Below are 13,873 nucleotides of genomic sequence, written 5' to 3'. Positions count from 1 at the left end.
CTGCTTCGCTTCCTCGTCTGCTTCGCTTCCTCGTCTGCTTCGCTTCCTCGTCTGCTTCGCTTCGCTCAAAACTGAACACACCTCTTGCACTAAAGTGCCGTTGGCGTTTTAGGTGGTGTAGCATTGCAGAGAACGAACGCTAAATAGCTGGTCAGGGAGATGGTGGTTGTCCGTGATGACGCTGCATAAGCTCCATGCAGACAACGGGTACACCTACCTGACTGATTCCGTCGCAGTAGGCGACAGGAAGCTGCAAAAAGGCCAATCACTGTCCGACTACTACAACGGCCTAGATGGGACACCACAAGGACAGTGGTGGGGTGCGGGTGCGCAGCTATTAGGCGTGTCGGGTGGGGTCACTGAGCGTCAGATGATCGCTCTATATGGCGAGGGGATTAACCCTAATGCTGATGAGATTATGAAGCGCATTATTGACAATGGTGGCAGTGAAAAAGAAGCACTACAAGCCGTTAAATTGGGTCGTTCGTTTGCTTCCATGTCTCGTGATCGTAGCCCCGTTTTGGATGCCATAGCCGCCGGTGTGCATCGAGCAGAACGGGACAAGGGGCAAGACCTAACCGGAGAAGAACGGCAGCACGTTCGCATGTCTATCGCCCGCGAATCATGGGAAGTAGCAGGTAAAGGCGACAACCCCAGCAACAAGGAACTTTCGGCATGGGTGAGTGAACTTGAAGCGAGGCAAACTCAACCGGTAGCTGGTTATGACTTGGTTTTTACACCGCAGAAGTCTGTTTCTGTTGTGTGGGGTCTTGCCGATAAAGATGGTCAGGAAGCGATATTAAAGGCTCATTCTGATGCCGTAGACCAGGCGCTAACGTGGGTTGAGTCGGAGGCCGCGTACAGTCGCCAGGGGGCGCAGGGAAGTGTATGCGTCGAGGGGCAAGGGCTTACTGTTGCTCGTTATCTGCACTGGGATAATCGTGCAGGACATCCTAATCTTCACACACACTCGGTTGTATCTAACAAGGTGTTCTGTCCGCTTGATGGTCGCTGGCGTGCGCTAGACGGGCGTGCGATGTACAAGATTGCAGTAGCTGCAAGTAACTATTACAACCAGGCATTAGCGCAGAATCTTCGACATCTTGGTTATGAGTTTGAGCAAACTCCGTCGCACTCTGGTAAGGAACCCGTGTGGGAGATTAAGGGTGTTCCGAAGGAGTTGCTAGAGCGTTTTAGCCGCCGGTCTGACATCGAAGAACGCACCGATGAACTCGCTAAAGAGTACGTTGCAAAGCACCATAGATCACCGGATCAGAAGACCATGTATGCGCTGTTTCAGCGCGCAACGCTTGAGACTCGTGGTGCTAAGCAAGCTCACCAAAATCTAGATGATATGCGTGCGCAGTGGCGAGAGATTGCGCTTGGAATTGTCGATGAGCAAACACTTAAAACCGCTGTAACACCGCAGGTGAGCCGGGAAATTGTGGCGCAACCGGTAGATGTGTCTGCGGTTGCTGAGCAGGTTGTTTCCATGCTTGAAACCAAGCACAACGTGTTCAGTACGTCTCATATTGTTTCTGCGACATCGCAGGTCATGGTTGGTCTTGACGTTGGAGATGAGCGGCGGCAACATGACCTCATAGATGCGGTATGTCGCATGGTTGTAGATCAATCGTGCGTGGAGGTAAACCCCGGTACTAACAGCGATCTAGACGTGTTGCTGCACACTCGGCAGCGATCATTGTTCCACCAGTCACGACAGACGAGCTACACAACCAGCAGTACTCTATGGCGTGAACAGCAGTTAGTAGATTCCGCTTTTACCTCCACTGCTCAGGTGCTCACCCGTGACGACGTAAACACCGCAATCACCGAAGTGGAAAACGCAGAAGGCCGGGAACTGAACGCCGGACAGCGCGCACTGGTTCACCGTTTACTGGGGTCTGGGCGTCAGCTCGATGTAGCTATTGGACCGGCGGGCACAGGTAAAACAACCGCTATGAAAGCGGTTGCACAAGCATGGTCGAAGCGAGGTGATGTGGTTGCTCTTGGTCCTTCTGCGGTTGCTGCTGATGTTCTTGGAACTGATCTAGGAGTACAAGGAAACACCATCGCTAGTGTGCTCACGAAGCACAAACACGGCCTTGATACTGGCATTACTGCTGACAGCCTCATCATCGTTGATGAGGCTGGTATGGCCTCAACGCATGATCTTTACCAGCTCAATGAAATTGCCAAAGAGACAGGCGCGACGATTCGCCTTATTGGTGATCCACGCCAGGTAAATGCTGTCGATGCAGGTGGCATGTTGGCAACCCTGAGTCGACTGGTTGGGGCACGTGAGCTAGAAGAAGTCGTACGCTTCACCACCCCCGGAGAGGCGAGCAACAGCCTGGAACTGCGCAATGGAAACGCACAGGCGTTGGAGTTCTACCGCGACAACAAGCGGTACGCCGCGGGTACTCGCTCATCTATGGTCGATGCTCTATTTAACGCCTGGGTCGACGACACCGACAACGCGCGATCATCTCTGATGATTGCAACAGCGCGTAAAGAAGTTGCTGAACTCAATGCGGCTGCGCAAGCACATCGAATTGAGCGCGGAGAGGTGTCAGCCACCGTATCAACCACTGGACGCGACAACGTTTCTGTTCACGTCGGTGATCTGATTGTGTCCCGTAAGAATGATGCGACAATCACCATCTATGGCGGGGAAGATGCCGGGCGGCGTATCTTCAACGGCGATCAGTGGAGAGTGCGAGAGATCAATGCCGACGGGTCGATTACTGCCATCCACACTGCGAATAATGGTCGTGTTGTTCTACCGGCTGACTATGTGAAGAAATCGGTAGAGCTTGGCTACGCCAGTACTGTGCACCGTGCACAAGGGCTGACGGTAGACACTGCTCATATGCTTATCGACGCTAATACCAGCCGAGAACTGGCATACGTGGGTTTGACCCGTGGACGTCAATCCAACCATGTTTGGTTGGTCACCGAAGATGATTCATTCCGCGACTTTGAACACACCCCACCGCAACGCGCTGCCACACCTGAGCAGCAAGAACAAGCGGTATGGCAGAAAGTCATGGAGCGTTCTAACGCTGACCTTTCGGCACTCGATCAACTCGGAGCTGAACCTGCCCCCGAAGCACTCGACGAACGCTACGAATACATACGTGACGTGCTTATTTCCGCAAGTGTTGCGCAAATCGTACCGGCTAACGTGCGTGAACTGATGGGAAGTGACGATGACGTACGCCGTACGGTTGTACGCCTCATGTCCGATTCCTTGGATTCTGGTGTTGCGCTACCGGCGGATGCCGAAGACCCTCACCAGTGGATCACGCACGCCCGTAGCGTGGTTCCCCACACCGCACTGACCGTGGGTGTTCTTCCTGCCGAGGTAGACGACGCACATCAGGGACTGTTGGACTGGGCGCGGCATACCCGTGAAGAACTGTGTACACGCCGCGCTGTTGCTAATGGTCGTGTTGCTGAGATCATGGGGCCTTTTGTTGGAAACGACTTCACTGGTGCATCTAACGCCACTTTGGAAGCTGGACGCCGCGAACTCAGCGCCCGCGCTCGCCTAGCTGAAGACAACCAAAAGCTATGGGAGAACCACGCGCGCGCGTTTGACCAGGGCGATAGCCACCGCGCAGTTATGCGCACCTGGTCTGACGTGCTTGCACTGGACGCACGCATTCGCACTGTAGAGCAGCGCGAAGCAGATGGACTTGATACCGCTGATCTGCGCAAGAAGCTACCCGTACGCAGCGAATGGGCAGACATACACAATCACGCCGCCCGTGCACGAACAGAGATTACCCGCGTTATCGCAGCAGAACGCCGCGCATACCGCGACTGCCTGACCAGGGTGAACGAAGCACGCAACGAGGCGAACTCGATGCGCAGTGTCATTGCGAGCATCAATGATGAACTCGCTGTACGTGAAGAACGTGGTGTTGAGCTATCTACCGATCTAGGAACCTGGCGAGAATGGGTACGCCCGGAGGCAACAACCCCACGCGCCCAGCGCGTTGAAGAAGCTCAGCGGCTTGCTGACGCGCGCCTCAAGCCCGAAGATGTGCGCGAACTCATTACGCATTCCCAGCAACCCGAAACAGCTATTGACGAGGCGATAAGCCGACTCGCACACCAGATCACACTGACGGAAAAGGCCGTTGGTGCCATGAGTTACCCGCAAGCCAATAGCAACGCCGCTGAGCTTGTGCGACTGCAACAGCGTCGCAAGGAACTCAAAGCACGCTACAACGCAATGGTCAATGCGGAACCCGATGACGCGACCCGCGAGATGCGCGCCCGCATCAGCCAAGCTCAGCGGCTTGCCCCGACTCTAGACCGCGAAGTACGCACCGCCGAGGCCGCATACGCCGACGCAATCCGTGCACAGATTCAACTACCGCCGGAGCCAGGCCGGTTCGCTACACCGGCGAAACGCCGTCAATGGCAAGAAACTGCACGTATCGCACAGCACAGGGTGGATCATGCTGCCCAGGGGGTTGCCCATGCAAAAGACGAACGCGATGCTCTGTACCGCGATCTACCGCCGCAAGATCAATGGGGCAGCATCCTCACCAGCGGTAATACGCTGGAAAAGCAGCGGGATGCAGCAGCTCTGCAAGCGGAAATACTGCGTGTTGAAGCGCAAATACGCATGACCAGGTCAGGTGGGATTAACACGCAGCAGGCGCAACAGCACTCTGCACCTGCGTATGTTCCGCATCAGCAGATCAACCGCGAGCAAGGATTGGAGTACTGATGAACCAGCCCGCCGATGGCAATCTACATGATGAGATCAGCCGGGAAATCAGGCAGATCAGTTACGTTATCGACCGTTTCATACGCACCTACGCTAATCGCCAGCAACGCCAACAGTGGCGTGCGTATACCGCAACGCACATGATGAAAGCCCCCAAAGCACAGCGAAGCAATGCCCCGGCTGTGCGTGCACGGGCAACGGCCAATATTGCTGTGCAGTGGGGAACCGCTCACGCGCGGCGTGAACACAACCCGCAGGCCGCGCAGCAATGGGACAAACGCCTCGATGCCGTAGGTGTCGATCCCCGGTGGGTGAAACAGCAGCTACAGACTGAACTAGCGCAGAGTAAAGCGCGCGTAACTGATCTTGAACGACAGGTGCAGCAACGCTCTGGTGTTGATGTTGTCACCCCGGTGTCTTCTACGGCTATGGGGTTTGCCGCTGGTGTTGTTGCAGGAGCTGTATCTAACGATCTAGGCAACACCGAGCAACTGCCGACGGGTGAGGAACTTGATGCGGCCGTGGATACAGCGATCATCGAAGCCGCAGACACCGCCAGTACGCCTACCGTTCCGCTGGTGTTTGATGCTGAATATTTCACAACGGCGCAAAATAACCCCGCCCCCAGCGTCGAATCATCCCCACATGTTGTGTCTATGACTTCAGGGTCAGCACCTACGATAGGGCTGTGAATCTGTGTTCACCAGCGCTTTATATAGAACATAACAACATTGTTATGTTCTATATCTTGTGTTGCTTGCCTTTATCGCGGCGTGTACTAAATAATCAGTACTGGTGTCCGCCGAGTGCGGAACTTCCCTGTTGCAGCGTGCTTATGTCCCGCGCGCTTGCGAGGGGCGTACTCATGCTGTGTTCAGCAGGGGAACGTACCTAAGACATGGGAGGTGGTCGGACATGGCAAAAGATATATGGCCAAACGAAGACACGCCCGGTCGCAAAAAAGAAAGCCCGGCAAGCAGATGGGGGACAACCATCACACTGCTTACCGGACTCATCGGACTTGCGACCGCTCTGGTTGAGCTTGTGAGAGCATTCAACTAGGGACGGGATTTAGTCCCGGAGCTCCAGGAGGTGCCAGCCTCCTGGGGCTTTTTATACTTGATCAGGCGTTGGGCGGGTGGGCCTTTGCCTGATTCCATCGTACCAAGTGGGACGCGAGCTGCAAATGCTTAGGTTGCTGTGGGTCGGGCTGACGATGGAGACGAGGGGGCCATAACAGTGCCGTTATGTTTTAACGTAGTTGCTGGTGAAAGGGTATAAAAGTGCTCTTACGGTACTTGTGGTGGCAACGGTGTAATAGGCAGTCCCGGCGGGACCGGGCTAAAGCTCGCATGGGGGTTGTATAGGTGAAATGGTCCCGTCTCACCATTTAAAATGCGGTCTAAATGTGGATCGCAGTGTTGCAACCACCAGGACGACACCGCAGATGGCTCCCCTTTAACGGCAGCTTCCCACGCCAGCCACAGTGCCATGAACCGCTGCTCTACCTCCGGGTAGCGCCACCACTCGGGATCAAAGACAAGGCCGCGACCCGGAGCAAGATTGACCTTGCGCTGAATCACCGGCGCTAAAAACTGCTCAACAAATGCCACATGATTCGGATACACCGGCTCTGCTTCGCTCGTCTCTGGTTCTACAGCGTCACCCTCATCTTCAACTCCAAACCTCTCACTCATAGCCGCGTTCCTCCTGCCGCTCTAATGACTCAGTGACTACACCTGCAAACCGCGACTCACGCCAAAAAATCTTCGTTGTCAGCGTTGCTCGATGCCCGGATGACAGCACCACAGCCTGCGATGACGGCAAAGCAGCCAACTGGTCTACCGTCATGATCGCTTGCTTTTCATACTGTGTCGTATATGACGTTTGCGCACCCACCGACGTGGACGATCGCTGTACCCGCATGTCACCGATGAGGTCCGATATTTCACGCAAAAACTGTGTGTCTTTGATGCCGCCGCCGTAGACCACGAAGTTCGATGACTCCACCATTGCGCGGATGCCGTCATCACCCCATACGCGCCGCGCTTGCGACCGAGACTGTAGGAACGTCAGCAACACAATCCCTTGCGAACCCGCATAGGAATACAGCGCCGGAAGATTACGTAAGCGCACCACGTTGGCGGCTTCATCGAGCACACCAACGAACGGGGTGGGTAGACGTCCACCGACCCTCATTCTCGCTACTTGCTGTGCTGCGTCGAAAATCTGTCCTGCCAACGCCGTTGTCAGCGCCGCCGGAGAATCGGCACCATCAACGCTCAACGCATAGAGGGTGTCGGTGGATTCCACAAACGCCAGCGGATCGAACTGCTCACGGTTCTGGCGTTCATACGACGGCATTGGTGTACGCACAATCTCGGTACCGGCTACCGACAGGCTAACCCGTTGCGCGGGTGTCACCGCTGCGCTGTACCGGCGCGATGACAGCACCGCAATAAGGTTACTGGCCATAGCGAACACGCCATCTTTCTGCCTCGCTGCAAGGTTGATGGTGTTGGTGACCGCCGATGCTGCCGCAGGCTCCCCGTATAGTGCCAAAATCTGTGCTGGGGTGTTATCGGTGTCATTTTTTAGCCACTCCCACACATGCAGTAAATCGCCGTCGGCAAGTGCGGCCGCGAAGATGTAATAAGCCAACAAATCCTGCGAAGCCGTGGTGAAGTACGCATCTTGACGGGCATCATCACTGACCGCCGCAGAGGCAAAATAATCCGCCAGTTTGCGAGCATCGTTAATGTCTCGAATCATCCCCAGTGGATTCCACCACCACGCCGCCGCACCATCTGAGGCGATAGCTTGCAGGTCGAACACCCAGACCCGGCCTTTTTGTTCCCGGCCTAAGCGCGTCAAATCCACAACATCACGCTTATTAGCCGTCGCGAGACACGGCCCAGGTGCCGACAGGATCGACGTTGTTACGTATGACTGGGTTTTACCCATTCGCTGACCGGCGAAAATAACCGCAGTGTCCTCCCAGGACATCCATATATCGGTGTGGGGTTTTGCCACTGTACGACCCAAAACCAGCCCTAAGCTGCCAGGGTCTTTAGCCGACGCGCCGCTATACAGCCGCGCGGCTTTTTCCTGAGCGCCGCGCCCCGTGAGGTCGCGTAGCTCACCTGGGGTGGACATCGTGCGTGCGATTTCAGTGTTGCGGCGCGCAGTGGCACCACCGCGCCCGCGCACTACTACCCAAAAGGCTGTTCCAGTTACAACGATCACGGCCCATATCGTGGCAAATATCCATGCCGTTCGTGGTGGGCGGTGTATCCCAGAGATCGCCTCAATGATCGCAGCCATTGGATTCAATGGCACTGCTTCGCCGTTCAACCAAAACGCTAAGGCGATGCACGACCAGGCCATGAGGACAACAGCGCCAATCGCCAGCACGGCATATAGCTGCCTCATCCCCCCGCCGCCACGGGTGTCATCTGCTCTGCGGATCGTCACTGCTACTCCTCAAAACGCTTATTTGTGTTGTGGACGCCGAGCGCCATCTCTGTTGGGGTGAGCTGCACCCTAAACGGCACACCCGCACGGCCTGCTTCACCGATCTTGATAAGAAAATTGCCCTGACCAGGTGGAGAATGGCGCACCGCGCCACGGCGCGGGGCTTCAGTCATCATCGCCGTTGTGGATGACCAGCCAGAAACCATCTCAATTTCTGCTGCCGTAAACGGCTTTACCTCCGCTAGCTGCACCATCTCATCACGTGGCAGCGCACCTACGATCAACGCGCCAGCGCGCTCGATAAGACCGATGGCCTTTTGCCGATCTTCCTCAGTCTTTACCGCGCGCAGATCCTTGAACGTGTGCGTGATCTGGATAAGCTCTAACCCAATCTGGCGATTCAATCGTGACAGCGCGTTAACGCGATCAACCATGCCGACACCGGCACCGAGGACGCGCCACATTTCGTCGAGGACAACGCAGAAATTACGGCGCGCAGCTAACCCGGCACGCTCCAAAATGTGCTGGGCTTCGACGCATGCGAAACCGTCAGACCAGCAGGTCAAAAGCACTGCACCCATCAGTTTCGGTGAATCATCGCCCACCGCAGAAACATCCACGCATACCGATGATGCAGACGTATCCAGTCGCACTGTCGTTTGCCCGTTGAATACCGCGCCGAAGGGGCCGCGAGCAAGGGCACGCAGCGCGCGCCGAAGCGGTTTTATCGTCGTCCGGTATTCGGCAAGATCATCGGCCGCAGCATCGGCAATCATGTCCTCATCGCCGTCAAAAATGACCTCGCCCAGGTCGGAAACCACAGGAGGTGATGACGGAGAGAACGATTCGGCAGAGTAGCGCGCTCGATCAAACCCCGAGCCGGTGTACAGGCGCTTCAGTGCCGATGACAGCACGGTTTCTTCAAAGTCTGCGACCGGCCCGCCGCGCACAATCTGTATGAGGCCTGCCAAGATAATGACCTGGCGGGCATAAATCTGCTGCCACACGTCATCAATAAGTGCCGGTGCGCGTTGCTCTAGCAGTGGCAAAATCGACCCAAGCGAACCAACATCCAACGGATTGATCCGACCAACGCCATCACCGACCGATACGACCTGTCCGCCAAGTTCACGCACCAAATCCACGTAATCAGGCTTCAAATCACCCAACACCAAGGGCGTAATGCCCTGAGCAACCTTTCCGATGACCATACGGCGTGCAAGCGTGGACTTGCCAAACCCCGGCAGGCCCATCACAAACGTAGACGGGTTCGAGATGTACCGGCCGTGCTCAAACCAGTTATAAGCGTCGAAGCACACTGGCGCGCCGGTGCGCAGGTGCGATCCGAGTGGGGTGCCAACAATCGGAGCTGCCGCACCTACCGGCCAGGGCCATAGCCCTGGTAACTGGCAGGTTGAGGCCCGCCATTCTGGCTCGGGCACCACAACTGACTGCCGACCGCCGTGTTTCCCGATCATGCCGTGGCGGTCGATGCGGCCAACTGCAAAACCAAACTCGTTATCAACACCAGAACGCGGGTTGCGGTGACGTTCACCTATGGAAGAGGTGAATACGTCTAATGCCAGGCGTGACCACCCGGCACCTTCACGACCAGACCCGGCTGCTTCGCCCCACCGGGCAACACGCTCATCAGATACGCCGCAGGCGCGTCCGAGAAAATTGATCCGGCGGGCTGGGGGCAAGGTCTCACTAGTCATCGCCTTCACCTCAGCACGTTACTGATCGTGGTTTCTTCGGGAAGGACGATGCCGATGCCCAGGCCCCCGGCAAATGCCGCAGCCTGCCAATGACGGCAGCGCCGCAGCAGCACACCGCACTGACGGGCGCGCTGCTGAATGACTGATTCTTGGCGGGCAAGTTCGCTACCGTCACCATCAATGTGTGTGACCGTGGCATACACGCCGAAGCGTACAAGCCCGTAGCCGTTAGCGATCTCCTGGCGCGTTTGACCTGCTGCCGTTGCAGCTAGATCATCGGAGACTGATCCGATGCCGCCCCGTGCTCTTGCTTTAAATAGGGTGTTTCGGAAATCATCATCACTAATCGCAATGGCTTCCGATGATGAGTGAGGACGAAACACCATCGTGACCCGTTTGCGCGGGATATTTCCGTCAATGGCAATCAGCGGTTTGAGTACCATCTCGGACACCACACCGGCCGGGGCGTCCTGCATCTCAAAGACGCTTGATCGGTACCCGTCGTGAACATAGTCATTGCGGGTTTCAACTGCGGATTGCGGACCTGCGTTGGACCAGGTAAAACCGTGATCTGTTTCATCTAATACTGCCTGCTCAATCAACGCCTCTGATTCTGGGTCATACGCTGCGTGGACAAAACCGCACACCTCACTAGGTGTCATCAGTGTAGATGTCACCCCAGCTTGTGCCAGGCGTGTCATCAATTGCGGTAAGAATCGCGCGAACTCAACCGCCGCCGCCGAGGGGTCTTTACGGGTTTCAGCCGTAGATGCCTTAAACGTCAGTGCAACGCGCGAATCCAAACGCGCAGATACCGGAGGCAGAATTGCTGCTGCTTCGTGAACGATGTGGCGCGCTAACTCTACGTCACCACCAGCGCTAATGCGCTGCGCTTCAGACTGCAAGCGTAAACCAGATTCAGGGCGGCTTTCGTGGGTCACGGCCACCTGTATTAGGTCGGCAATGCTGCAACAGTCTGTGAGGAACGCACCCCACTGCGACACCATGAAGTCAATATCATGCTGTTCAATTGCTTCACCGCCTGACGGGAAGCACCGCAGCCACATCGTGTAAAAGCCTTTGCGTTTGTCATGACCTAAAGCGAAATCACCTAATCCAGGTGTTGGAGTGCTATAGAGTTCTAGTCGAGATGCAATGCCTGGTAGTCGGTATGAGCCGCCCGGTACTCGTGAAAAACGACCTGCCCGGTATGTGTGTTCACCGCGTCGACCTGCTGCAAAAAACCGCATCATAATTGCTAGCCTTTCATATCCTGATCGGCCACCGACTCGAAGAATCAGCGGGGCTAGTAAAACCGCCGCTAGCAAGAAGAACGGTCCACCGATTACGGGTCCGAATAGTGTCATCACTAGGATGCAGGTCACGAACGTGAAAACCATGATGATCGTCGTGCCGAATGTCATGCCGTAAAGGCCTGCCGAGCGGGGTTTTACCCAATTGCCGTATGTGCCTTTGCTCATTGTTGTGTTCCCGTCGGTGGTTCAGGGTCGAGATGTCGTTCGATCTTCCTTATGCCGTCTGATGTGCCGCGAAGAAACTGGGATGCGCCCTGAGCAGATGTGCCACCTGATGTGCCTGATGTTCCAGCCGGTGATGGGCCGGTAATGCCTGGGTGTGGGGTGAGCCCACTTGGTCGAGAGGCGGAACCACCGGGCATTCCAGCCGGAGATGGGCCGGTAATGCCTGGGTGTGGGGTGAGCCCACTTGGTCGAGAGGCGGAACCACCGGGCATCCCAGCCGGAGCCGGGCTAAGAGTTGGGGAGCCGGAACCGCCAGCGCCCGAAGGACCGTGAGGACCGGCGACAGGTGCCCCGCCCATCCCGCTAGCGCCGCCCACGGCACCTGAAGGGCCGCTAGCGGCTGTGGCGGGTAAACCCACTGGAATCGGCATTGGTGCAGGGCCGCTGCCAGTCGTACCACTAGGTATCACTCTCCCACCAGCACTAGCGGCTCCCGCCCCGCCAGTGGCGGCAATCATTGCTCCAGTCGCAGCGATACCTGCAGTGCCAGCGGCGATACCTAGTGCTGAAGGGCCGGTGCCGATGCTTGATACATTTGGTGCGACCAACTTCATCAGCGACGGCAGTACAAATACCGACAAACTTAGTAAAATCAGTGCATAGATTGTGTCCCAGCCGCCGACGGATAGGTCCATCATTCTAAACGCTAAAGCATAGATAATTGCCGCAGCAGGCTTGAATAGTACGAATGCGATAGCCCAACCGACTAAGCGGTCCATTGATTGTGCACCTGTTTTTGACAGTGATGCTGATGCTGCCAATGGTAAAGCGGCGGCGATTGCGATCAGTGACACGCTGCGAATCAGTACAAATGCTAGTTGCATTAATCCTGCGAGGATCGACAAAAGGGAGATGATCAGCCATAGGCCTAGTGGCACAGCCGCGGACGCGGCACCAAGTTCAACGGCCTTGAGTTGGTTTATGATAACTGGCGCTGAGACTGCTTCATCAATAATCCATGACGCAACGCCGTCAGAGGCTTGTGTTCCTAGTGTGACCATCGTGGAGAATAGTGCACCGTATAGTACAGCCTTTGTGAGGGTTGATGCGACGGAAAAGGCTTCCTTTCCCTGTGCCATGAAATAGGCCACCGCGATACGCAAAGATGCGAGCAGAAGACCAATGACTAAGAAAATGACTTGCAATGGCAACGTTTTGTCGCGTACCCAGGATAGTGCTGGGGATTCGCGTAATGCGTCTGAACTGCCGGAAAAAGGGTTCCTGAGCTGTGATAGATCACCGGAGGTGGAAATGCCCTCAGACTTTCCGGTTTTCAGGGCGTCCGTGACACCTTCAACCGCACCTGACTGTGGATCGCTGCCACCGGATATTGCTGATTCTGCTCCCCGAGCGGCTTGTTTAGCAATTTCTCCGGCGTCAATCGACACCAAATCCGCACTGGGGACATTGATCCAGAACGTCATGACTGTAATCCATAGTGTGCGCGTTCCGCGTACCATGCTTTCGGTGAATTTCCCGAATGCGCCGGTTGCAATCTTCCCGGCGGTCGAAGAAACCGCTCCTTTAATCCCATCACCAAACTCACACTCAGAATCTTTATCTGCGAAAAATGGTTCTGTCATGGTGAGAAGGGTGCCGATTTGTGTGCCCAAAGGGGTGAGGTTCGCGGCAGCTTTGGCTGTGGTGGTGATGTCGTGGATCACGCAGTCCGTGACGGGTGTGCCTTCTTCTGCGGTTTGTGCTGTGGCGATTGGCGCCGCTGAGAGCAGTAAAACTATGAAAGCGGCGACTGCCGCGATACGCCTCATAGCCGCACCCATTCACCAAGCTCAGAAGTAGTCACTTTTCCTGCGTCTGCAAAAAATTCATTGGACGATCCGTGCCAGGTTTTTTGGGTGTCATCCCATGTCAGAGACATTTCTACAACCTTCATGGTGTTGCGTCGGCCAGTGGCCAGTTGTACTAATGCATGGTTTCCGTCGTAGTGCATGATCCGGTAAGCACGGGGGATGAGGAACACCGAGGTCCCGTCGTATGCGGCGGCGGCTTCTTTCTGTTCTTCGTTAGGCGTGAAATCGTCCAGTATTTTTTGCTGCTCGATGCTGCCGTATGCATGCAACATATTGACAGCACCATCGTGTGGGAAAACCAAAAAGTTTGCGGCCCATATGGCTGCGAGTGCTGCGCCTTGGGGTGTTCGGGAGTAGCCCGCCGGGACACCGTGGATCATGCGCCACGGGCCATCAGACGCCGTAAACGGCAAATCAACCGGGTAATGAGTGGGGTCGCCTTCGCGCAAGCGTTGCCATTCGATAACCGGGACTTTCGTCAGCCACCCGCGATCACCCTCATGAAGGGCTGTGCCATCATCGGGCAGCAGGTCGCCTAACGGGTTCGTCGGGTACACCACCCGACGGCCAACAAGATCTGTA

The 13,873-nt window shown here is 56.0% G+C and carries 7 protein-coding genes and 1 pseudogene; 2 read left to right on the top strand and 6 right to left on the bottom strand.

Features of this window, described 5'->3' with window-relative positions; genetic code table 11:
* Positions 1-175 precede the first annotated feature (175 nt).
* Complete coding sequence (gene mobF / locus QWU44_RS11490; RefSeq protein WP_370915818.1) at positions 176-4,747, top strand: MobF family relaxase; 4,572 nt, start codon at positions 176-178, stop codon at positions 4,745-4,747.
* Positions 4,747-5,439 (top strand): hypothetical protein, encoded by a 693-nt coding sequence (locus tag QWU44_RS11485; protein WP_370915817.1) that lies wholly within the window; start codon positions 4,747-4,749, stop codon positions 5,437-5,439. Before mobF ends, QWU44_RS11485 begins: the two co-directional genes overlap by 1 nt.
* A gap of 597 nt (positions 5,440-6,036) precedes the next feature.
* Here QWU44_RS11485 and QWU44_RS11480 read toward each other — a convergent pair.
* The 6 genes and pseudogenes from QWU44_RS11480 to QWU44_RS11455 form a co-directional block, all read right to left on the bottom strand.
* Entirely contained in the window at positions 6,037-6,444 is a 408-nt protein-coding gene (locus QWU44_RS11480) for a DUF4913 domain-containing protein (protein WP_370915816.1), read from the bottom strand.
* Positions 6,437-8,221, bottom strand: a complete 1,785-nt coding sequence (locus tag QWU44_RS11475; RefSeq protein WP_370915815.1) for a type IV secretory system conjugative DNA transfer family protein — start codon at positions 8,219-8,221, stop codon at positions 6,437-6,439. Before QWU44_RS11475 ends, QWU44_RS11480 begins: the two co-directional genes overlap by 8 nt.
* Positions 8,222-8,223: 2 nt before the next feature.
* Positions 8,224-9,939, bottom strand: coding sequence for a hypothetical protein (locus QWU44_RS11470; RefSeq protein WP_370915814.1), 1,716 nt, complete (start codon positions 9,937-9,939; stop codon positions 8,224-8,226).
* 5 nt (positions 9,940-9,944) lie between these two features.
* The gene (locus QWU44_RS11465; RefSeq protein ID WP_370915813.1) at positions 9,945-11,420 is read right to left on the bottom strand and encodes an SCO6880 family protein; all 1,476 of its coding nucleotides are present in this window, start codon (positions 11,418-11,420) and stop codon (positions 9,945-9,947) included.
* Entirely contained in the window at positions 11,417-13,249 is a 1,833-nt protein-coding gene (locus tag QWU44_RS11460) for a hypothetical protein (RefSeq protein WP_370915812.1), read from the bottom strand. The genes QWU44_RS11465 and QWU44_RS11460 overlap by 4 nt, the downstream gene beginning before the upstream one ends.
* Positions 13,246-13,873, bottom strand: a pseudogene (locus QWU44_RS11455) (hypothetical protein); the annotation flags it as partial. The pseudogene QWU44_RS11455 and the gene QWU44_RS11460, both read right to left, overlap by 4 nt.

The sequence above is a fragment of the Corynebacterium sp. CCM 9203 genome (genome assembly GCF_041357675.1).
GTDB lineage: Bacteria > Actinomycetota > Actinomycetes > Mycobacteriales > Mycobacteriaceae > Corynebacterium.
This window is presented reverse-complemented; position numbering and strand designations above follow the sequence as displayed.

Bases quoted from the DNA above. Each gene is read 5' to 3' on its own strand.
- QWU44_RS11480 (WP_370915816.1), bottom strand. From the start codon at position 6,444: ATGAGTGAGAGGTTTGGAGTTGAAGATGAGGGTGACGCTGTAGAACCA.
- QWU44_RS11470 (WP_370915814.1), bottom strand. From the start codon at position 9,939: ATGACTAGTGAGACCTTGCCCCCAGCCCGCCGGATCAATTTTCTCGGA.
- mobF (WP_370915818.1), top strand. From the start codon at position 176: ATGACGCTGCATAAGCTCCATGCAGACAACGGGTACACCTACCTGACT.
- QWU44_RS11460 (WP_370915812.1), bottom strand. From the start codon at position 13,249: ATGAGGCGTATCGCGGCAGTCGCCGCTTTCATAGTTTTACTGCTCTCA.
- QWU44_RS11465 (WP_370915813.1), bottom strand. From the start codon at position 11,420: ATGAGCAAAGGCACATACGGCAATTGGGTAAAACCCCGCTCGGCAGGC.
- QWU44_RS11485 (WP_370915817.1), top strand. From the start codon at position 4,747: ATGAACCAGCCCGCCGATGGCAATCTACATGATGAGATCAGCCGGGAA.